Origin of the sequence: Xanthomonas sp. DAR 80977 (assembly GCF_041240605.1) — a bacterium.
GTDB lineage: Bacteria > Pseudomonadota > Gammaproteobacteria > Xanthomonadales > Xanthomonadaceae > Xanthomonas_A > Xanthomonas_A bundabergensis.
The window spans coordinates 304,410-324,179 of sequence record NZ_CP162487.1 but is presented as its reverse complement, the minus strand read 5'-3'; the positions used below and the strand labels follow the sequence as shown (position 1 = coordinate 324,179).

The following is a 19,770-nucleotide window of genomic DNA, read 5'->3' as shown; positions in this document are numbered from 1 at the left end:
AGCCGGCCGGTACATGAATTACGGCGCCCCAGGCAGCGGCAGCGCCTCGTCCTTGAAGATCGCCACATGCGGCACGCCGTCGGCGCCGATCCAGCCGCGGTACATGCCCTCGGTGTTGAACGGGAAGGCGACGCTGCCGTCGGCGCCCAGCGCGATCGCGCCGCCGTCGCCGCCGGCCCTGGGGATCTGCCGGTCGATCACCGCCTCGGCCGCCTGCGCCAGGCTCTGCCCGGCGTACTTGACCCGCGCGCAGATGTCGTAGGCCGCCACCGCGCGGATGTAGTACTCGCCCCAGCCGGTGCCGGACACCGCGCAGCGGCTGTCGGCATAGGTGCCGGCGCCGATGATCGGCGAGTCGCCGACGCGGCCGTAGCGCTTGTTGGTCATGCCGCCGGTGGAGGTGCCCGCGGCCAGCCGGCCCTGCGTGTCCAGCGCCAGCGCGCCGACGGTGCCGAAGTGCCTGGCGGTCTCCAGATCGGCGTGCACCTGCTTGTTGGCCTCTTCCTTCAGCGCCTGCTGCAGCTGCTTCCAGCGCTTGTCGGTGCGGAAGTAGGACGGATCGACCAGGGTCACCCCGTGCTGGCGGGCGAACACCTCGGCGCCGTCGCCGACCAGCATCACGTGCTCGGACTGGTCCATCACCGCGCGCGCCAGCTGGATCGGGTTCTTCACCCGGTGCACGCCGGCCACCGCGCCGGCCTTGCCGCTGGCGCCGTCCATGATCGCCGCGTCCAGCTCGTTGCGGCCGTCGTGGGTGAACACCGCACCCTTGCCGGCATTGAACTGCGGCGAGTCCTCCAGCACCGCGATCGCCGCGGCGACCGCGTCCACCGCCGGCTTGCCCTGCGCCAGCAGCGCCTGCCCGGTACGCAGCGCCGTTTCCATCGCCGCGCGCGCCTCGGCCAGGTCGGCGGCGCTGCTGCTGGCGCGCTCGACCCCGGCACCGCCGTGGATCACCAGGGTGGTGGCGGGAATCTCGCGCATGCGGCCGTCCAGCACCGCGTAGTAGCGATGGAACACCGGCGCGTCGACCCGGCCGTCGGGCAGGTGCAGGGTCGAGCCGGGGCCGACGCCGACGGTCTCGATGCGCGCCGCCTGCAGCGGCTGCCCGGGCGGCGTGGGCGGCTGCAGCGGGCCGGCGACCACGGTGGCGCCGGCCTGCGGATCGGTGGCGTAGACCCGCGCGCTGCCGTCGCCTTCCACCGCCACGGCGGCGCTCTCGTCCACGCCCAGGCCGATCAGCGGCTGCCCGGCCGGGGCCAGCGTGGCCGCCTTGGCGCGGAACGCGAACAGCCGGCCGAGCCGGTCGCGTTCCTTGAAATGGGTGTCGGTGATGACCCGCTTGAGCAGGTCCAGGTGCAGGAAGTCGGTCTCGATGGTGGTGGCCGGACCGAGCGGGTCGGCCAGCGCCGGCGCGCTGGTCAGGCTGCCGCCGTCCATCGCGCCGTACAGGTACTCGCCGAGCATGGCCAGGCCGGCGCTGGTGCCGCCGAGCGGCTTGCCGGCGCGCACGTGCGCGTCCAGCGCCGCCGCCACCGGCGTGCCCTTCCAGTAGCGCACGTAGCGCGACTGGTCGCCGCCGGCGATGAAGATGCCGTCGGCGCGGGCCAGGCTGCGCAGCAGCGCCGGATCGCTGGAGGCGCCGCGGCCGCTGAACACGAAGGTCTCCACCGAGGCCACGCCGCCGACGTCGCGGTAGAACTCCTCGGCCACCTCGTTGGCCTGCGAGGCGCGCAGCACCACCACGTGGCCGTGCCCGGCCTTGGCCATGAACCAGCGCAGCGCGTCGTAGTTGCGGTCGCCGCCGCCCATCAGCAGCAGCCCCGGCGCGACCGGGCCGGGCGTGGGCAGCGCGGGGTCGCCGATCATGTACTGGCGGTAGTCGCGCGCGGCGGCGGGCGCGGCCAGGCACAGGCCCAGCAACGCCACCATCCAGGGCCGGAACGTGCCGACGAAACGGGTCATGCGGATCTCCTCGAAGGGCGGACGGGACGCGGGCCTGGCGGCCCGTTGCAGACAGGGGACGAACGGCGGCGCGGTTTCCCTCCATGCCGTTGTACCGCCTCGCGCCGGCGCGCGGGCGCTGCCACGCGGGCGGGCGATCGGCTAATGTGGACTGCATGCCCGCCTCCCTCGACGATTGGTTCGTCCACGAGATCCTCGTCCACGAGCAGGCGCTGAGCGGCTACCTGCGGCGTTGCTGGCCGCACCGCGAGGAATGGCACGACCTGCGCCAGGAAATCTACGTGCGCGTCTACGAGGCCGCCGGCAAGGCGCGGCCGAGCCTGCCCAAGTCGTTCCTGTTCGCCACCGCGCGGCACCTGATGACCGACCGGCTGCGCCGCAGCCGGGTGGTGTCGATCGAGGCAGTGGGTGATTTGGAGTCGATGCACGTCTTGGTAGACGAGCTGTCGCCGGAACGCTGGTGCGGCGGGCGGCAGGTCCTGGGACGGCTGGCGGCCGCCTTCGACCGCCTGCCCGACCGCTGCCGCAGCGTGATCTGGCTGCGGCGGGTCGAGGAACTGTCGCAAAAGGAGGTGGCCGTGCGTCTGGGCATCAGCGAGAAGACCGTGGAAAAGCACGTGGCCAAGGGCATGCGCCTGCTGGCCGATCATTTTCATGGCGACGACGGCGCGCATGCGCCCGCGGCGCCGCGGCAGGCACGGGCACAGGATGGACAGCAGGCGGATTGAGTTGCGCGCGGCGGCCTGGCTGGCGCGCCGCGACCGCGGCGACTGGTCGCCGCAGCAGCAGGCGCGGCTGGAAGCGTGGCTGGCGGCGGCCACCGCGCACCGGGTGGCGTTCGTGCGCCTGCAGGCGGCGTGGCAGGAGAGCGGGCGGCTGCAGGCGCTGGGAGCCGGCCAGCGCGACGGCCGCATTCCGCCGCGCGGCGGCTGGCACGGGTTGGCAGGGAGCGACAGCGAAGCGAGCGGCAACGCGGCGGCGGCCGCTCCCGGCGCACCGACCGACCTGGGCCAGCTGCGCTTCGCGCCGCGCCCGCCAGCGCGCGCGCGGCGGCGCTGGCCGCTGGCGCTGGCGGCGACGCTGCTGCTCGGCGCCATCCTCGGCCTGGGCTGGCGCCAATCGGCAGCGGTGACACCGCTCGCCTACGCCAGCGCCACCGGCAGCCTGCGCCCGCTGGCGCTGGCCGACGGCTCGCGCGCGACGCTGAGCAGCGACAGCCGCATCGACGTGGCGCTGTCGCGCGCGCAGCGGCATATCGACCTGCAGCGCGGCGAGGCGTTCTTCGAGGTCAGCAAGGATCCGGCGCGGCCGTTCGTGGTCGCCAGCGGCGCGCGCCGGGTGGTGGCGGTGGGCACGCGCTTCGCGGTGCGCCGCGATGCCGAGGCGCTGCGCGTGGTGGTCACCGAGGGCACGGTGCGGCTGGAATCGGCGGCGAACCCGCAGGCGCCGCCGACCCTGCTGCCGGCCGGCAGCATCGCCCTGGCCGGCCCGCACGGAGTGCTGGTGCGCCGGGTCGCGCTGGCCGAGGCCGAACGCGCGCTGGACTGGCGCAACGGCTACCTGACCTTCGACGACACCCCGCTGCAGGCGGCGGTGGCCGAATTCAACCGCTACAACACGGTCAAGCTGCAGGTGGCCGATGCCGACGCCGGCGCGCTGCGCGTCGGCGGCAACTTCCGTTGGTCCAATACCGAGGCGTTCGTGCGCCTGCTCGAGCAGGGCTTCCCGATCCGCGCCGAGCGCCGCGGCGACCAGGTGCTGTTGCACAGCCGCTGAGCGCGGCCGCGCGCGGCGGTGCGGCGCGACGGGGGGATTTGCGTAACTCGTTCGTCATGACTAGCGGGGGCGTGGCCCTGCGCCTGTGTTAGGGGAGAAAACTCGATGCGATATCCGATGCGTGTCCTGCTGCTGAGCATGGCCTGTGCGACCGCCTGCGCGGCGCAGGCGCAAGCGCCTGCCGACGGCCAAGCCGCGGCCAGCCAGGTGAACATTCCCGCCGGCCCGCTGCGCGCGGCGCTGGAGGCGCTGGCGCGGCAATCCGGCGCGCAGCTGATCTACCGCGCCGACCAGCTCGGCGGCGCGCGCAGCGCCGGCGCGCAGGGCCGGCTGGACACCGCGCAGGCGCTGCAGCGGGTGCTGCAAGGCAGCGGCTTCGTCGCCCAGCGCGATGCCTCCGGCGCCTGGCTGGTACGGCGCCAGGACCCCGCGCCGGCGCCGCGCGCGCAGCCGGTGCGCGCCACGCTGCCCGCCGCCGCGCCCGCCGAACCGGTCGCCGAGCTGCAGACGCTGCAGGTCACCGGCTCGCGCATTCCGCGCGCGCAACTGGAAGGGCCGGCGCCGATCAGCGTGATCAGCGCCGAACAGATCAAGGCCAACGGTTTCACCTCGGTGCCGGACGTGCTGCGCGCGATGACCCAGAACGGCGGCGAGACGCAGAGCCCGCAGTCGGCCAGCGGCGCGGACTTCTCGCCCGGCGCGCAGCAGGTGGACCTGCGCGGACTCGGCCCCAACCACACCCTGGTGCTGGTCAACGGCCGCCGCATCGCCGACTTCCCGATGCCGTTCAAGGGCCGCAGCAACTTCACCGACATCTCCAACATCCCGCTGGGCATGATCGACCGCATCGAGATCCTGACCGGCAGCGCCTCGGCGATCTACGGCTCGGACGCGATCTCCGGCGTGGTCAACTTCATCCTCAAGAAGCAGGCCGACGGCACCACCCTGGACTACCGCTTCGGCGACACCAGCGGCGGCGGCGGCGACAGCTTCAATCTCAGCATCAGCAGCGGCTTCTCGCGCGGCGCGTTCGATGCGGTGTTCGGCGCCGAAGCGGTGACCCAGAATCCGCTGTGGGCCTACCAGCGCAGCCGCCAGGACAGCACCCTGGACGGCCCCACCGTGCGTTCGCAGGTGCCGCGCCGCACCTTCCTGCGCACCGACTACGACGACAACTATCTGGATCCGGGCGCGGCCACCTGCGATGCGGTGTCCGGGCTCAACGGCGGCAGCACCGGCTACGCCTCGCGCCCGGGCTACGGCGAGTTCTGCGGCAGCAGCGCCTCGATCGGCTACGGCACCATCAGCAACAAGCGCCGCGGCATCAACGCCTACGCCTCGCTGAGCTACGCCTTCGACGGCGGCACCGAGTGGTTCGCCGACCTGCAGCTGGGCTACCACGAGCTGTCGCTGTTCCGCGACGTGACCCAGTGGGGCTACATGGCTCCGGACGGCAACGAGGAAGGCTATTTCTACAACCAGGCCACCGACCAGATCGAAGCCTGGGGCCGCCAGTTCAGCCCCGAGGAAATGGGCGGGCTCAACGCCGGCACCATCCGCACCCGGCAGAAGACCTTCAGCCTGACCACCGGCTTCAAGGGCAAGCTGGCCAGCGACTGGGACTACGAGGCCAGCCTCAGCCATTCGCAGTACCAGGCCACGATCAGCTGGCCGCAGATCGTCGCCGAGCGCGCCAATGCGCTGTTTCTCGGCCCGCAGCTGGGCGTGGACGACGACTCCGGCCTGCCGATCTTCAACGCCGACCCGCAGCGCCTGTACACGCCGCTGACCCGCGCCGAGTACGACAGCATCGCCCAGCGCACCGTCTACCAGCCGCGCTCGCGCACCGACACCGCGGCGTTCACCGTGACCAACACCAGCCTGTTCGCGCTGCCCGGCGGCGACGCCGGACTGTCGGCCACCGCCGAGTTCGGCAACCAGGGCTACGACCTGCGCCCGGATCCGCTGGCCACCCAGTACTACTACTACAGCTGGAAGGACTCCGACGGCCACGGCAGCCGCAACCGCTGGGCGCTGGCCAGCGAGCTGCGCCTGCCGGTGCTGTCGACGGTGGCGCTGAGCCTGGCCGGGCGCTACGACCAGTATCGTTTCTCCGGCCGCACCCTGGGCAAGTTCACCTACAGCGGCGGGCTGGAATGGCGGCCGCTGGACACGCTGCTGCTGCGCGGTTCCTACGGCACCGCGTTCCGCGCGCCGGACCTGCACTACGTCTACGCCGGCGCCGGCAACGACGAGACCTCCGGGGTGGACTACTACCGCTGCGCCAGCGAAGAACCGGGAGTGGCGATCGAGGACTGCAGCTACAACGACGAGGCGATCATCCGCGGCCGCAGCGGCAACCGCAAACTGGACCCGGAGACCAGCACCTCGTGGACCGCCGGCTTCGTCTGGTCGCCGCGCCCGGAACTGGACGTGTCGGTGGACTACTTCGACATCGACATGCGCAACCAGGTGCAGGACCTGCGCGTGGACCAGGTGCTGCGCGACGAAGCCGAGTGCCGGCTGGGCAATCTGGATGCGGCCTCGACCACCTGCCAGCAGGCGCTGGCGCGGGTCACCCGCAGCGCCGACGGCGACCTGTACGGGGTCTACGTCAACCCGATCAACATCGCCCGCGAAAGCACCAGCGGCATCGACCTCAGCACCCACTACCGGCTGGACACCGCGATCGGCACCTTCCGCTTCGGCGGCAGCTACACCTGGGTGCGCCGCCACGACATCCAGGTCTACGCCGGCGAAGCGATGGTGGACGAGTTCGCGGTCAACAGCGGCTACGACATCCCGCGCACCAAGGCCAGCGCCAGCGTGTCGTGGGAACGCAAGGCCTGGTCGGCGACGCTGCACGGCGAGCGCCTGGGGCGCCTGCCCAGCTCCGATTCCTACGACCAGGTCTACGATCCGGACAGCGGCGACAGCCCGTGGATCGGCGCCACCTACCGCTACAACGCCTCGGTGCAATACCGCATCGGCGACCATGCGCAGCTGTCGCTGGCGGTGACCAACCTGTTCGACAAGATGCCGCCGCACGACCGCACCTACACGGCGTATCCGTACTACGACGTGTCCTGGTTCGACACGGTCGGCCGCAGCCTGTACCTGCAGTACACGCACAAGTTCGGCGGCAGCGCGCTGTAGCGGCGCGGTCGCCGGCACCGCGCGTGGCGCTTTTTCGACACTTTGCAGGTCGCGGCGACCTTGTGGGAGCGACTGAAGTCGCTCCCACAGCACTGCGCGAGCTGTGAGTTGCAGGTCGGTCGGCGCAATCTCGTAGGAGCGGCTCCGGGTGGCCTCGGGCCATCAGCCGCGACAGGGCATTACCGGTAAGGCCGGTCGCGACTGAAGCCGCTCCTGCAGGAACCGCATCCGCATCGACGTGCCGGCCGGCCTTACAACGTATCGCGGTGCTTCCCGCGCCACGGCCGGTACCAGGTGCGGATCGCGGCGACGTCGGCGTGCATGTCGGCGCCGGTGTGGAACAGCGGGCCGAGGCCGACGGTGCGGCTGGGGTAGTCGAAGTACACCGGGAAGATCGGGATCTCGGCGCCGTGGGCGATCTTCCAGAAGCCGACCTTCCACTTCTCCACCCGCTTGCGCGTGCCTTCGGGGGTGATCACGTACCACATGCGCGGCGCTTCGCGGATCAGCGCCACCGCCTGCTCGACCACGCCGCGCGGCGACTTGCGGTCCAGCGGGATGCCGCCGAGCTTGCGCAGCAACGGCCCCAGCGGCCACCAGAACAGCTGGGTCTTGCCGAGCACGCGCACCTCGAAGCCGACCGCGAACTTGACCGCGAAGCCCAGGAACCCGTCCCAGTTGGACGAGTGCGGGGCGACGATCATCACCAGCTTCGGCACGTCCGGGAACTCGCCCACCACCCGCCAGCCGGTCAGGCGCAGCGCGGTGCGGCCGAGCCAGCGGCCGAGGCGGCTGGGCTTGACCATCGGCATGTTCGGGGTCGCGGGGGGCAACGAAAAATCGCGTTCGCTCAAAAGTCACTCCCAGCGGCCGGGCGAACGGCCGCGTTTGATCTGGCTGCGCTCGCGCTTGGCGTCCAGGCGCCGCAGCTTGGCGCCGTGCGAGGGTTTGGTGGCGATGCGCCGCTTCGGCACCGACAGCCCGGCGGCAATGAACTCGGCCAGGCGCTGGCGCGCATCGTCGCGGTTGCGGTCCTGGGTGCGGAAGCGCTGCGCGTCGATCACCAGCACGCCCTCGGCGGTGATGCGGCGGTCGCGCCGCGCCAGCAGCCGCGCACGCAGCGGCTCCGGCAGCGACGGCGAGCCGGCCAGGTCGAAACGCAGCTCCACCGCGGTGGAGACCTTGTTGACGTTCTGCCCGCCGGCGCCGCTGGCGCGCACGAAGCGCTCGACGATTTCCGCTTCCGGAATCGCCAGGTTGCTCGAGATGTGGATGGCCCCGTTACCCATCCGCGAATTGTAGGGCATCCGCCAGACGGCTTGATTTCCCATGGCCCGCGGCCTGAACGGCCGGGTGCAGGCAGTGCCGTCGATTGTGGCTGGGTCCACCCGCCTCCATGAACCCAGCGCGTTGGCCAGGTCGAACGCGGGGTGGTTGGAGGCCGCGACCTCTGTCCTGGCGCGAGGGACCCCGTCCCGGACCCGCCTCCTGCAGCGCCTGGCGCACGCCGTCGAACCTCTGCCGCGGCTCGGCCGCGCGGGCGCCGACGCGCCGTCCGCGGCGACACAGCGCACGCCTGCGTCGCGCACCGCCTCCCGCGTCGGCCGACACGCCGGGAAACCGGGTCGCCGCAAGCGCACGGCGAGGCCGCGGCGATTCCCGTATCCTGGCCGCCGGTCATAGCCTTGCAGGACGCTCGATGAACCCGACCCCGCCGCTGTTCCGTTCCTGGCCGCAGCGCCTGCTGCTGGCCGCGCTGCTGGCCCTGGCCGCGGCCCCCGCGCTGGCCGAGCCGCCCAGCGACGGCGACGTCAACCGCCTGCTGTCCGCCTCGCGCGCGCAGAACATGCTCGACAGCATGCTGCCGCAGATCGAGGCGATGCAGCGCCAGCAGTTCGCGCAGCTGACCGCGCAGCGCCCGCTCGACGCGGCGCAGCAGCAGAAGGTGCAGCAGATCCAGGAGCGCACCCAGGCCACCGTGCGCAAGGCGCTGTCGTGGCAGGAAATGCGCCCGCTGTACGTGAACCTGTACAAGCAGTCGTTCTCCAAGCAGGACGTGCTGGCGATGGCCGAGTTCTACGAGAGCCCGGCCGGCCAGAGCATGCTCGACAAGACCCCGCAGCTGATGCAGAACCTGATGGGCGCGATCCAGCAGAAGATCACCCCGCTGTTCGCCGACCTGCAGAAGGACCTGGAGCAGACCGTCAACACGCCGCCGGCCAAGCCCTGACCCGGCCGCCGGAAAATGGATCGGGGAACATCCTTTCGCCTCGATGGGTGCACCGACCCAGCGCGTGAACCAAGCTATTGTCGAAGCGCTTCGCCGGCATCAGGCCCGCCCCTCTGTTAACGCTAGCGGAACACTGGAGCTGATGATCGTCCAGCCTCTCGCGACCAATCTACCCATAGGCAGGCGCTTTATGCTGCGGTTCGGGTTTATCGATTCGGAAACCCTGATCACCGGCTTCCCATGGTGACCTCCTCGCGACAGTCATTTCGACAGTCATCGGAAGATCGTGCGCCTCAACCTGTGCCTGATGAAGCAGGGGAAAAGATCCCCACGCTTTGAAAACGCAGGATGTCCCCCGCAATCAATTGTTTTTCGCCCCGCGTCTGAGCCAGCAATGCGAAGGCCTGCGCCCAGGCGTTCTTCCGGAAGAACGCCACATCGACCCATATCTCAACGTCATGCACAGCGCAGCATCCTTCAGCTGGATCAATCACTCAGTTCAGACCTAGCATCCCGCGAAGACGCGAGAGGTCTTCTGCCAGCGTGTTGACACGCCCTGCCAGCAGCTTGCGGTCGCGCTCGCTCAGCTTGGCGTAGGTCTCGAAGCCGCCGTCGGCGGTGCGGTACTTCTTCAGCGTGTCGAACACTGTCTTGAAGTTGGCGTCGGTCTTGTCCGAGAACGCCTTGTCCTGCTGCTGGACCAGCGGGCGCAGCAATTCGACGATCTTGTAGGCGCCTTCGAAGTTGGCCTGGAAATCCCACAGGTCGGTGTGGCTGTAGCGGTTCTCCTCGCCGGAGATCTTGGTCGCGGCCACTTCCTCCATCAGCACCGCCGCGCCGCCCACCACCTTTTCCGGCGGGAAGGTCAGCCTGGCGAGACGGGTCTGCAGCTCCTGCACGTCGGCCATCAGCTTGTCGGCGACCGGCTCAAGCCCCTTGGTCGTGTTCTGTGTCCACAGCACGTATTCGATCCGGTGGAAGCCGCCGAAGCCCGGGTCCTTCTCCGCCTTTTCATGGTCGTCGGCACGCGAATCGATGGCGCTGTCCAGGTCGCTGAAGAGTTCGGCGATCGGCTCGATCCTCTCGTAGCTGGTTCGGGTGGACGCATACAGCTGCTTGGCCCTTTCCACGTCGCCGGCCTTGATGGCGGCGGTGAAGGCGCGCGTTTCGGTGTTCAGGGTGCGCACGTTGCCGGCCACGTAGATCTTGTAGTTCGACAGCGGCCCCACCAGCTCCAGCGGAGACACGGGCACGGCATGGGCGCTGTGCGCCTGCAGGCCGGCGGCGATCAACAGGGCCAGCAGGAAACGACGGGAATCAGCCATGGTGGTTGTCCATAACGGGAAGGAAAAAGAACGCCCGGCCTCAGCCGGTCGCGGCCTGCAGCAGGCCGCTGCCCAGCCAGTCGTGCGCATCGACCACGCCCGGCAGGGTGAAGAAGAAACCGCCGCCGATGGGCTTGATGTATTCCTCCAGCGGCTCGCCATCCAGCCGGCGCTGCACGGTCAGGAAGCCCTGCTCCAGGTCGGCCTGGTAGCAGATGAACAACAGGCCCATTTCCAGCTGACCCGACTTGGTCACGCCATTGGAGTAGTTGAACGGGCGGCGCAGGATCAGGTTGGCATCGCTGGCCGGCGTGCGCGGATTGGCGAGGCGGATATGCGCATCCATCGGTGTGCGCTTGCCTTCCGCGTCGCGCGTGTAATCGGGCACGTCGTGCTCGCTGCGGCCGCCGTCCAGCGGCGCGCCGCTGTCCTTGTGGCGGCCCATGATCGCTTCCTGCTCCTGCAGTGGCGTGCGGTCCCAGCGTTCGACGAAGTTGCGGATGATGCGCACGGCCTGGTAGCTGCCGTTGCGCGCCCACGCTGGTTCGTCATGGTTTTCGCCCACCCAGACGATGTGCTGCATCAGCTTGGCGTTGGCCGAATCCGGATTGGCCGAGCCGTCGCGGAAACCCAGGAAATTGCGCGCGCTTTCCGGCGGCTTGCCCGGCGCGGCGGCAATCGGCGGCACCGTGCCTTCCTGCTTCCACTGCAGCACCAGCAGGTCCGGCGTGTTCTTGATGATGTCGCGCAGCGCGTGGATGTTGGTGTCCGGCGTGTTGGCGCAGAACTGGATGGACAGGTCGCCATGGCACAGCGCCTCGTCCAGGGCATCGTTGGGATGCGACTTCATCTGCTGCAGGCGGCGCGGCTTGAGCGCGGCCAGGCCATAGCGTTCGTCGAACAGCGAATCGCCGACCGACACGGTCACGGTCAGCGCATCGGGCTGCACGACCGGGCCGACGATGCCTGAACCCGGCGGCGGCAGTTTCGGGTCCAGCAGCGGCTGCACGCCGCCCTGGGTCAAAAAGGCGATGCGCCCGGTGAGCGTGCGGAACAGGCGTTCCAGGTCCTGGCGCGTTTCGGCCAGCACGAAGAACGAGGCCAGCATGCCGGCGGTCGGACGCGGCGTGGTGACGCCGGCCTGGTGCACGCCCAGGAACGGCACATGCTGGCCGGTGCTGTCGCTGCGCGGCGCATCGGCCACCTGCGCATCGGCGGGCGCGGCCTTGGTGGAAGCGGCAGCAGGCAGCGCCGCCAGCGCGGCACCCGCCGCGCCCAGGCCCTGCAGCAGGCGGCGACGACGCCCCGACTGCGGCACTTCAGCATCATCGGAAGGACCGCGGCTCATTCCAGGCCCAACGCCGCGTTGACCTTGCCCAGCTCGTCTGCCAGCGCACGGATCGGCGCAGCCAGCGCGGTGCGGTGCGCGGCATCCAGCGGAGCCTCGCGGAAGCCATCGCCTTCGCGGTACGGCGCCAATGCGGCATCGAACGCGGCGAAGCGTTCGGCCAGGGTCTTGTCCAGCGCCGGATTGCTCTTGGCCAGCAGCGGCTGCAGCAGTTCCTGGATCCTGCGCGTGCCTTCCAGCGTGCCCTGCAGGTTGGCCAGCTCGGCGCGGCCGTCCCGGTCTTCGCCAGCGGCCGGCAGGTTATCGGCCACACGGCGCAGTAGCCGGCTGGCCGATGCCGCCAGGCGCTCCGGCGGCACGTTGAGTGCATCCAGGCGCTGGGCCAGCGCACCGACATCGGCGACCAGCCGGGTGCTGGCGTCCCTGGCGGCGGCGACGTCCTGCTGCGCGTAGAGCGCATGTTCGATGCGATGGAAGCCGCTGAACGCCGGATCGGCCTCGCGTTTTTCGTAGTAATCGGCGCGTGCGTTCAGGCGCGTGTCCAGATCGGCGAACAGCTCGGCCATCGGCTCGATGCGCTTGTACGACTGGTGCGCCTGCACGTACCTGGCCCTGGCCTGGGCAAGGTCGCCGGCCTGGATCGCCGCATCCAGGTTGGCGGCCGCGTCCTGCAGCGTGCCCGACTCCATCACCAGGAACACGCGGTATTCGGCCAGTGCGCCCACGTAGTTGACCAGCGACGGGCGTGCGTCTTCGGCATCGGATGCGGCCGACGGGGTGACGCGCAGCTTGCCGCGCGGATTGCTCAACAGGCCGCAGGTGATGTCGAACTCGCCCGGCGACAGCTTGGCCGTCATGATCTGCGAGAAGCCCGGCGCGATGTTCTCGCGCTCTTCGACCACCATCACGCCATCCAGGATTTCCCACTCCAGCGCGCGTTGGGAATTGTTGACGATGGTGAAGGTGGTGCGCCCGGCCGGCACGTTGATGTCGTTGGGCTGGCAGGTGTTGCCCTCGATGGTGACGGTGACCGCGTTGCCGGCCGCCCTGGGCGTCTTGTGGGCCACGCCGGAGGCGTACCAGAACGCCGCCACGCCGGCGATGACCAGCAAGGCCGAGGCGGCCACCGCCAACAGCATGAGGCGGGAGGATCCGGACTGGGCGTGCGTCTTCATGGCGTGGTCTTCAACGGGAAGTGGAAAGCGCGGACACGGGTGCGGCGGGCCGCAGGAACAGGATCACGGTGATGACCAGGAACAGCAGGTAGACGATGACTTCGCCCAGCACCGGCGCGGCCTGGTAACCGAGCAGGCCCGACAGCACCGCACCGACCGGACTGTCCATCGGCAACGCGTGGCTCGTGTCGAACACCACCTGCTGCAGGTGATTCCAGATGCCGCCTTCATGGAACTTGCGCAGTACGCCTGCCAGCAGCCCGGCGGCCACCAGCAGGATGAACAGCCCGGTCAGGCGGAAGAACCGGCGCAGGTCCAGGCGCACGCCACCGGAGTACAGGCCGTAACCCACCAGCACCGACACCAGGATGCCGGCCAGCGCGCCGACCGGCGCTTCCCAGCCGCGGCTCTGCTGGAAGATCGCCAGCAGGAAGAACACCGACTCCAGGCCTTCGCGCGCCACCGCCAGGAACACCATGGCGATCAGCGCCCAGCTCTGTCCGTCGCCGCTGCTGAGTGCCTTGTCAATCGAGGCATGCAGGCTGCCCTTGATGCTGCGCGCGGTCTTGCGCATCCAGAACACCATGGACGTCAGCATCAGCACGGCAATCAGACCGACCACGCCTTCGAACAGCTCCTGCTGTTTCTGCGGAAACTCGGCAGCCGTCAGCTGCAACCCCGCACCAGCGAACAGCGACAGCGCCGTGGCCAGCAGTACACCGACCCACACCGCCGGCATCAGCGTTCCGCGACCGCTCTGTTTGAGATAGCTGGCCACGATGCCGACGATCAGCGCGGCCTCGATACCCTCGCGAAGCATGATCAGGAAAGGTACAAGCATCCGGCGACTTCACACCTGTAGCGACGAGCTGAATCGTCAATTGATAACAATTATCATTTTCGATACAGAAAAGATCAACTGCTGCACCGCTTGCGGGCCTATACATAGCCTCCGCAGCGCTTACGCGCCCATCCCTTCAGATAGTCACGCTGACCGGGCGAGCGATAGATCTTGCGTCCGCTGCTGGAGATGTCGCCCTTGCGACGTCCCCCACCTTCGAGCAGCAGTCAGGTTTGGAGTCCAATTCCCTAACCCAAGGGGATTGGACGTGAAGAAGCGTTTTTCCGAAGAACAGATCATTGGCTTCCTGCACGAGGCCGAAGCCGGCGTGGCGATGATCGTCCGCATCCGCAGCCTCAGTCCAAGACGGCCGCCCAGCCCAGCAGTGCGAACGCTTTGGCGAACTCGGCATCCAGCGGCGCCGTCACTTCGATCCGGCGCCCGTCCGGATGCGGGAACGCCAGCCGCTCGGCGTGCAGCAGCATGCGGTGCACGCCGTGCATGCGGAAGATGCGGTTGTGGCGGCCGTCGCCGTGGCTGGTGTCGCCGATCAGGTGGTGCGACAGGTGCTTGAGATGGCGGCGGATCTGGCGGAAGCGCCCGGTCACCGGGCTGCAGCGCAGCAGCGCGTAGCGCGAGGTGTCGAATTCGCCGGACGGCACCGCCAGTTCGCCGCAGGCCAGGCGCTGGAAGCGGGTCTGCGCCGGTTTCTTCAGCGGCTTGCCGGGGCCGCCGTCGAGATCGTGGTCGACGTCGAAGCGCTCCTCGGCCGGCCAGCCGCGGCAGATCGCCAGGTAGTCCTTGTCCACCTCCCCGCCCATCAACGCCTTGCCCAGCGCGCTGGCGGTGTCGCGGTCGAAGGCCAGCAGCAGGCAGCCGCTGGTGGCGCGGTCGAGCCGGTGCACCAGGAAGATCGGGCGCCCCAGCTGCGCGCGCAGGCGATCGGCGAGGAAGTCGTCCTCGCCACGGGCCAGCTTGCTGTCGTGGACCATCAGCCCGGCGGGCTTGTCGACCACGGCCAGGAATGGGTCCAGATGGAGGATCTGCAACGAATCGGGGGAAGTGCTCACCGCCGGATTATCCGCGCCGCGTCCCCCGGCCACAATGCGCGCGCCACGCTGTATCCCATGCCAGGCCGTTGACGCCGCCGGGTCGCGGCTCGACGATGGCCCTCCCCCCACGCTGCGGAGAGTCCCCATGAAACGCTGGCTGCTGTTGTCGCTGCTGACCGTGGTGCCGCTGGCCCACGCGCTGGACCTGCCCTACGACGCCGCGGCCGACGCCAACGCGCAGGTGAAGCAGGCGCTGGCCGCCGGCAAGAAGGCGCACAAGCCGACCCTGCTGATCTTCGGCGCCAACTGGTGCGGCGACTGCCGCGCGCTCGACGCCTCGCTGCACACGGCGAAGAACGCCGCGCTGGTGAACGCGCATTTCGAAGTGGTCAAGATCGACGTCGGCAACTTCGACCACAACCTGGCGCTGAGCCAGGCCTACGGCGACCCGATCCAGAAGGGCATCCCGGCAGCGGTGGTGGTCGGCGCCGACGGCAAGCCGGTCTACACCACCAAGGCCGGCGAACTGGCCAACGCGCGCAAGATGAGCGACGAAGGCATCTACGACTTCTTCGCCAAGGTGGCCGGAGTGCCGGCAGGGCGCTGAGCCGCGGCCGCCGCGCCGAGGGCTGCCGACCGACGGCAGTCCCGGCGCTACAGCAACTGGATGCCGAAGCGGCGCAGGCCCAGCGCCAACGCGGCGAAGCAGGCCATGCTCAGCAGCGCGCACGCGGCCAGCGTCCACCAGAAGCCGAGCCGCGGCAACAGCAGCGGAAACGCCAGGAACATCGGCAGCGTCGGCAGCACGTACCAGAACGTGTACCAGGCATGGTTGGCGATCTTGGCCTGCGGCTGCCGCTCCAGCTGCAGCCAGATCAGGGTCAGCACGGTCACCAGCGGCAAGGCCGCGATCAGCCCGCCGAGGCGGTCGCTGCGCCGCGCCACTTCGGAAATCGCCACCACCAGCGCGGCGGTGATCAGGTACTTGCCGACGATCCAGGGCATGCGCAGCTCCGAAGCTGGAGAAAACCGTGGTGCCGCTCGGCGACGCGCGCGCCGCGCGCCCAGGCCGCGGCGTCCGGCGGCGACGCGTCTAGCGCCGCCACCACGCCGACAGCAGGCTGGCCACGCCGATGCCGCCGGCGATCCATGTCCACAGCGACACCCCGCCCAGCTGCGGCCCGCCGGCGTCGAGCGCGTACAGCAGCGCGGCGACCGTGAGCAGGCCCACGCCGGTGATCGCGGTGACCACGCGGCGCTGCATGCGCAGCAGGATCGCGTTGAGCTCGAACAGGTCGCGCGAACGCATCGACAGTTCGTGCCGGCCCTCGACCTGCTGGCGCAGCCAGCCGTGCACCAGGCGCGGCATGTCCGGTGCGTGGGTCATGATTTCCGGCAGCCGCTTGCGCAGTTCGTGCAGCGCGCGCTGCGGGCTGTAGCGCTCGATCAGGATGCGCTCGAGCACCGGCCGCGCCACCGCCCAGATGTCCAGCTCCGGATCCAGCTGGCGGCCCACGCCCTCGATGTTGAGCAGGGTCTTCTGCAGCAGGATCAGCTGCGGCTGCAGGGTCAGCTGGTAGCGCTGCGCCACGCGGAACAGCTTGATCAGCACCTCGGCGAGCGAGATCTGCGACAGCGGCCGGGTGAAGTACGGCTCGCACACCGAGCGCGCCGCCGCTTCCAGTTCGTCGATGCGCACGTTGGCCGGCATCCAGCCCGCCTCCACGTGCAGCTCGGCCATCCGCCGGTAGTCCTTGTTGAAGATGGCCATGAAGTTCTCGGCCAGGTAGTACTGATCTTCCTGCGACAGCTGGCCCATGATGCCGAAGTCCAGCGCGATGAAGCGCGGGTTGATGCGCCGCGCCGGATCGCTGTCGACCCAGATGTTGCCGGCGTGCGCATCGGCATGGAAGAAATTGTCGCGGAACACCTGCGTGTAGAACACGCGCACGCCCTTGGCCGCCAGCGCCTTGCGGTCGATGCCGGCGGCGTCGAGCGAGGCGATGTCGTCGGAGGGGATGCCGCGCACCCGCTCCAGGGTCAGCGCGCGCTCGGCGGTGTGGCTCCAGATCACCTCCGGCACGTACAGGTCGTCCGAATGCAGCCAGAAACGGCGCAGCACGCTGGCGTTGGCGCCTTCGCGCTGCAGGTCCAGTTCCGCGGCCAGGGTGGTCTCGATCTCGGCGACCACCTCGCGCGGACGGATCTTGTCGGCGCGCGGATGGGCGCGATCGACCAGCGCGGCGGCGGACGTCAGCAACGCGATGTCGGCATCGATCTGCCGCTCGATGTCCGGGCGCAGCACCTTGACCACCACCTCGCGGCCGTCGTGCAGGGTCGCCGCATGCACCTGCGCGATCGAGGCCGAGGCCAGCGGGGTGGTGTCGAAACTGGCGAAGGCCACCCCGATCGGCTGCCCCAGCGCCTGCTCGACGATGCGCCGCGCGGCCTCGCCGTCGAACGGGCGCACCCGGTCCTGCAGCAGGGTCAGCTCCTCGGCCACGTCCGGCGGCATCAGGTCGCGGCGGGTGGACAGGATCTGCCCGAACTTGACGAAGATCGGGCCCAGGTCCTGCAGCGCCAGGCGCAGCCGCGCGCCGCGCGACTGTGCGGCGATGTCCGGGCTGGCGCGCGGCACGAACGGCTTGGCCAGGCGCAGCCAGCGCTCGGCCGGGGTGCCGTCGAGCAGGTCGTCCAGGCGGTAGCGCAGCACCACCCGGCCGATGCGGCTGGCGCGGAACATCGCCTTCATGCGCCGCGCCCCGGCTGCAGCCGCGCCACGCGCGCGGCCAGGCGCTCGACGTCGTCGCGCACCGCATCGACGTCGTCGTAGAACGCGTCCAGCTCGGCGCGCGGGACCACGTCGCGCGACTCCTCGGTGACGTACTCGGCCGCGCTCTGCGCCAGGTCCTGCGCGCTGCGCTGGGCCTGCTGCAACGCCGAACGCGCGGCATTGGCGAACTGCACGCCGAGCACGTCGCCGAATACCTGGGTGAACGGCCGCTGCCAATCCGGATCGAAGCGCGCCGCCAGCTGCTGCAGGCGCCGCGCCAGCTCGGCGTCGCCGGACACCCGCACCCGCCCGCCGGGACTGGCGCCGCGCCGCGCCCGGGCCAGGAACGGCAGCTGCGCGAACAGCCCGCCCAGGGTGCTGCGCACCGCCAGGTCCGGCTCCTGCGCCGCGTCCACCGGCCCGACCTGCAGGCGCGTGCCGTCCACGCGGACCTGCAGCGCCAGCGCCGGCGCGTCCAGGGTCAGCGCCACGCGCTGGCCGTCGAGGCCGCGCAACGCCTCGCGGGTATCCGGGTCCAGCGCCAGCGCGCGGTTGAGCGCCGCTTCCAGCGCGCGGCCGGCCAGGGGCTTGAGGGCATCGAGGGGAGTAGGCGACATGCGCGCATTCTACAAGGCCGCGGCGCAACGCCATGCGACAGTGCATCGGCCTGGGCCGCCGCGTGCAAAACCTTCATGCTATGCACCCCACAGCGGCGCCCTGCGGCGAGGACATGCATGCGCAAGATCCGGGTCGGCATCATCTTCGGCGGCAAGTCGGCCGAGCACGAGGTTTCGCTGCAGTCGGCGCGCAACATCGTCGATGCGCTGGACCCGCAGCGCTTCGACGCCACCCTGATCGGCATCGACAAGCAGGGCCGCTGGCATGCCAGCGAGCGCGATACATTCCTGCTGCATGCCGACGATCCGGCGCGGATCGCGCTGCAGCGCAGCGGCCGCGGCGTGGCGGTGATCCCCGGCGACGACGCCCAGCCCTTGCGCGCGCTGCAACCGGCGCAGGCGCTGGAGCAGATCGACGTGGCGTTCCCGATCGTGCACGGCACGCTCGGCGAGGACGGCTCGCTGCAAGGCCTGCTGCGCATGGCCGGGCTGCCGTTCGTCGGCTCCGGCGTGCTCGGCTCGGCGCTGGCGATGGACAAGGACGTGGCCAAGCGCCTGCTGCGCGACGCCGGGCTGGAGGTCGCGGCGTTCGCCTGCATCCGCCGCGCCGATGCGGCGCAGGCGGATTTCGCCGCGCTGTCCGCGCAATTCGGATTGCCCTTGTTCGTCAAGCCGGCCAACCAGGGCTCGTCGGTGGGCGTGAGCAAGGTGCACGATGCGACCGGCTTCGCCGCGGCGCTGGCGCTGGCCCTGGCCTACGACCACAAGGTGCTGGTGGAAGCGGCCATCGACGGGCGCGAGATCGAATGCGCGGTGCTCGGCAACGACGCGCCGCTGGCCAGCGTGTGCGGCGAAGTGGTGGTGCACGACGCGTTCTATTCCTACGAAACCAAATACATCAGCGAGACCGGCGCCGACGTGGTGGTGCCGGCGGCGATCGACGACGCCACCCAGGAACGCATCCACGCCGTCGCGCTGCGCGCCTACCAGGCGCTGGAGTGCGCCGGCCTGGCGCGGGTGGACGTGTTCCTGACCGGCGACGGCCGCATCGTGGTCAACGAACTCAACACGCTGCCGGGTTTCACCCGCATCAGCATGTATCCGAAGCTGTGGCAGGCCAGCGGACTGAGCTACCGCGCGCTGATCACGCGCCTGATCGAGCTGGCGCTGGAACGCCATGCGCAGGACGCGGCGCTGCGCAGCGCGGTGGCCTTGCCGGGATCAGGCGAACAGGCAGCGGCCACGCAATGACGTGAATCGCGCCAGCGGCGCGCACAAAAACGAACGGCCCGCCGCGCCGGATGTCTCCGGTGCGGCGGGCCGTTCGGGATGCAGCGCGGGCGACTAGACCTTGCCGCGACGGAACATCGAGATCACGGCCAGGATCAGGAACACCACGAACAGGATCCAGGCGATGTTGGTCGCCGCACCGGCGATGCCGCTGAAGCCAAGCACGGCGGCGATGATGGCGATAACGAAGAAGATGATGGCGTAATGCAGCATGGCAAGGTC

General features: G+C 69.9%; 19 protein-coding genes and 2 pseudogenes. 7 read left to right on the top strand and 14 right to left on the bottom strand.

The window, feature by feature from the left end; genetic code table 11:
- Positions 1 to 18 precede the first annotated feature (18 nt).
- Complete coding sequence (locus AB3X10_RS01465; RefSeq protein ID WP_369981596.1) at positions 19 to 984, bottom strand: isoaspartyl peptidase/L-asparaginase family protein; 966 nt, start codon at positions 982 to 984, stop codon at positions 19 to 21.
- 264 nt (positions 985 to 1,248) lie between these two features.
- Positions 1,249 to 1,770 (bottom strand): annotated as a pseudogene (locus tag AB3X10_RS01460) (cyanophycinase); the annotation flags it as partial.
- A 350-nt stretch (positions 1,771 to 2,120) separates the two neighbouring features.
- On the opposite strand from AB3X10_RS01460, the gene AB3X10_RS01455 reads away from it, so the two are divergent.
- From AB3X10_RS01455 to AB3X10_RS01445, 3 genes are all read left to right on the top strand, one after another.
- Complete coding sequence (locus AB3X10_RS01455) at positions 2,121 to 2,693, top strand: RNA polymerase sigma factor (RefSeq protein WP_369981595.1); 573 nt, start codon at positions 2,121 to 2,123, stop codon at positions 2,691 to 2,693.
- Positions 2,674 to 3,741, top strand: coding sequence for a FecR family protein (locus AB3X10_RS01450; protein WP_369978427.1), 1,068 nt, complete (start codon positions 2,674 to 2,676; stop codon positions 3,739 to 3,741). The genes AB3X10_RS01455 and AB3X10_RS01450 overlap by 20 nt, the downstream gene beginning before the upstream one ends.
- 117 nt (positions 3,742 to 3,858) lie before the next feature.
- The gene (locus AB3X10_RS01445) at positions 3,859 to 6,897 is read left to right on the top strand and encodes a TonB-dependent receptor (RefSeq protein ID WP_369978425.1); all 3,039 of its coding nucleotides are present in this window, start codon (positions 3,859 to 3,861) and stop codon (positions 6,895 to 6,897) included.
- Between the two features lie 251 nt (positions 6,898 to 7,148).
- Here the strand turns inward: AB3X10_RS01445 and AB3X10_RS01440 are convergent, their stop codons facing one another.
- Complete coding sequence (locus AB3X10_RS01440; protein ID WP_369978423.1) at positions 7,149 to 7,751, bottom strand: lysophospholipid acyltransferase family protein; 603 nt, start codon at positions 7,749 to 7,751, stop codon at positions 7,149 to 7,151.
- Between the two features lie 3 nt (positions 7,752 to 7,754).
- Positions 7,755 to 8,186, bottom strand: coding sequence for an alternative ribosome rescue aminoacyl-tRNA hydrolase ArfB (gene arfB, locus AB3X10_RS01435; protein ID WP_369978421.1), 432 nt, complete (start codon positions 8,184 to 8,186; stop codon positions 7,755 to 7,757).
- A gap of 410 nt (positions 8,187 to 8,596) precedes the next feature.
- On the opposite strand from arfB, the gene AB3X10_RS01430 reads away from it, so the two are divergent.
- The gene (locus AB3X10_RS01430) at positions 8,597 to 9,127 is read left to right on the top strand and encodes a DUF2059 domain-containing protein (protein ID WP_369978419.1); all 531 of its coding nucleotides are present in this window, start codon (positions 8,597 to 8,599) and stop codon (positions 9,125 to 9,127) included.
- 293 nt (positions 9,128 to 9,420) lie between these two features.
- On the opposite strand, the gene AB3X10_RS01425 is transcribed toward AB3X10_RS01430, so the two are convergent.
- The 5 genes from AB3X10_RS01425 to efeU are packed head-to-tail and all read right to left on the bottom strand — an operon-like array spanning position 9,421 to position 13,816.
- A complete protein-coding gene (locus tag AB3X10_RS01425) occupies positions 9,421 to 9,591 on the bottom strand; it encodes a hypothetical protein (protein ID WP_369978417.1) in 171 nt (56 codons plus the stop codon).
- A 30-nt stretch (positions 9,592 to 9,621) separates the two neighbouring features.
- Positions 9,622 to 10,452: an iron uptake system protein EfeO gene (gene efeO / locus AB3X10_RS01420; protein ID WP_104558804.1), complete on the bottom strand. Its 831-nt coding sequence runs from the start codon at positions 10,450 to 10,452 to the stop codon at positions 9,622 to 9,624.
- A gap of 40 nt (positions 10,453 to 10,492) precedes the next feature.
- Positions 10,493 to 11,770 carry an iron uptake transporter deferrochelatase/peroxidase subunit gene (gene efeB, locus AB3X10_RS01415; protein ID WP_369978415.1) on the bottom strand — a complete coding sequence of 426 codons (1,278 nt, stop codon included), beginning with the start codon at positions 11,768 to 11,770 and terminating at the stop codon, positions 10,493 to 10,495.
- A 26-nt stretch (positions 11,771 to 11,796) separates the two neighbouring features.
- Positions 11,797 to 12,975: an iron uptake system protein EfeO gene (gene efeO, locus AB3X10_RS01410; RefSeq protein ID WP_369978413.1), complete on the bottom strand. Its 1,179-nt coding sequence runs from the start codon at positions 12,973 to 12,975 to the stop codon at positions 11,797 to 11,799.
- 10 nt (positions 12,976 to 12,985) lie between these two features.
- Entirely contained in the window at positions 12,986 to 13,816 is an 831-nt protein-coding gene (efeU, locus tag AB3X10_RS01405; protein WP_369978411.1) for an iron uptake transporter permease EfeU, read from the bottom strand.
- Between the two features lie 268 nt (positions 13,817 to 14,084).
- On the opposite strand from efeU, the pseudogene AB3X10_RS01400 reads away from it, so the two are divergent.
- Positions 14,085 to 14,225, top strand: a pseudogene (locus AB3X10_RS01400) (IS3 family transposase); the annotation flags it as partial.
- Here the strand turns inward: AB3X10_RS01400 and AB3X10_RS01395 are convergent.
- Entirely contained in the window at positions 14,173 to 15,015 is an 843-nt protein-coding gene (locus AB3X10_RS01395; RefSeq protein WP_369978409.1) for a pseudouridine synthase, read from the bottom strand. The pseudogene AB3X10_RS01400 and the gene AB3X10_RS01395 overlap by 53 nt on opposite strands.
- Here AB3X10_RS01395 and AB3X10_RS01390 point away from each other — a divergent pair.
- On the top strand, positions 15,014 to 15,475 hold the full coding sequence (locus tag AB3X10_RS01390; protein ID WP_369978407.1) for a thioredoxin family protein: 462 nt from the start codon (positions 15,014 to 15,016) through the stop codon (positions 15,473 to 15,475). The genes AB3X10_RS01395 and AB3X10_RS01390 overlap by 2 nt on opposite strands.
- Before the next feature lie 47 nt (positions 15,476 to 15,522).
- On the opposite strand, the gene AB3X10_RS01385 is transcribed toward AB3X10_RS01390, so the two are convergent.
- The 3 genes from AB3X10_RS01385 to AB3X10_RS01375 form a co-directional block, all read right to left on the bottom strand.
- Entirely contained in the window at positions 15,523 to 15,873 is a 351-nt protein-coding gene (locus AB3X10_RS01385; protein WP_369978405.1) for a DUF3147 family protein, read from the bottom strand.
- A gap of 88 nt (positions 15,874 to 15,961) precedes the next feature.
- On the bottom strand, positions 15,962 to 17,620 hold the full coding sequence (ubiB, locus tag AB3X10_RS01380; protein WP_369978403.1) for a ubiquinone biosynthesis regulatory protein kinase UbiB: 1,659 nt from the start codon (positions 17,618 to 17,620) through the stop codon (positions 15,962 to 15,964).
- On the bottom strand, positions 17,617 to 18,258 hold the full coding sequence (locus AB3X10_RS01375) for a ubiquinone biosynthesis accessory factor UbiJ (RefSeq protein ID WP_369978401.1): 642 nt from the start codon (positions 18,256 to 18,258) through the stop codon (positions 17,617 to 17,619). The genes ubiB and AB3X10_RS01375 overlap by 4 nt, the downstream gene beginning before the upstream one ends.
- Positions 18,259 to 18,375: 117 nt before the next feature.
- On the opposite strand from AB3X10_RS01375, the gene ddlA reads away from it, so the two are divergent.
- The gene (ddlA, locus tag AB3X10_RS01370; protein WP_369978399.1) at positions 18,376 to 19,509 is read left to right on the top strand and encodes a D-alanine--D-alanine ligase; all 1,134 of its coding nucleotides are present in this window, start codon (positions 18,376 to 18,378) and stop codon (positions 19,507 to 19,509) included.
- A 93-nt stretch (positions 19,510 to 19,602) separates the two neighbouring features.
- Here ddlA and AB3X10_RS01365 read toward each other — a convergent pair whose 3' ends face one another.
- A complete protein-coding gene (locus AB3X10_RS01365; protein WP_003468167.1) occupies positions 19,603 to 19,761 on the bottom strand; it encodes a DUF1328 domain-containing protein in 159 nt (52 codons plus the stop codon).
- Positions 19,762 to 19,770 lie beyond the last annotated feature (9 nt).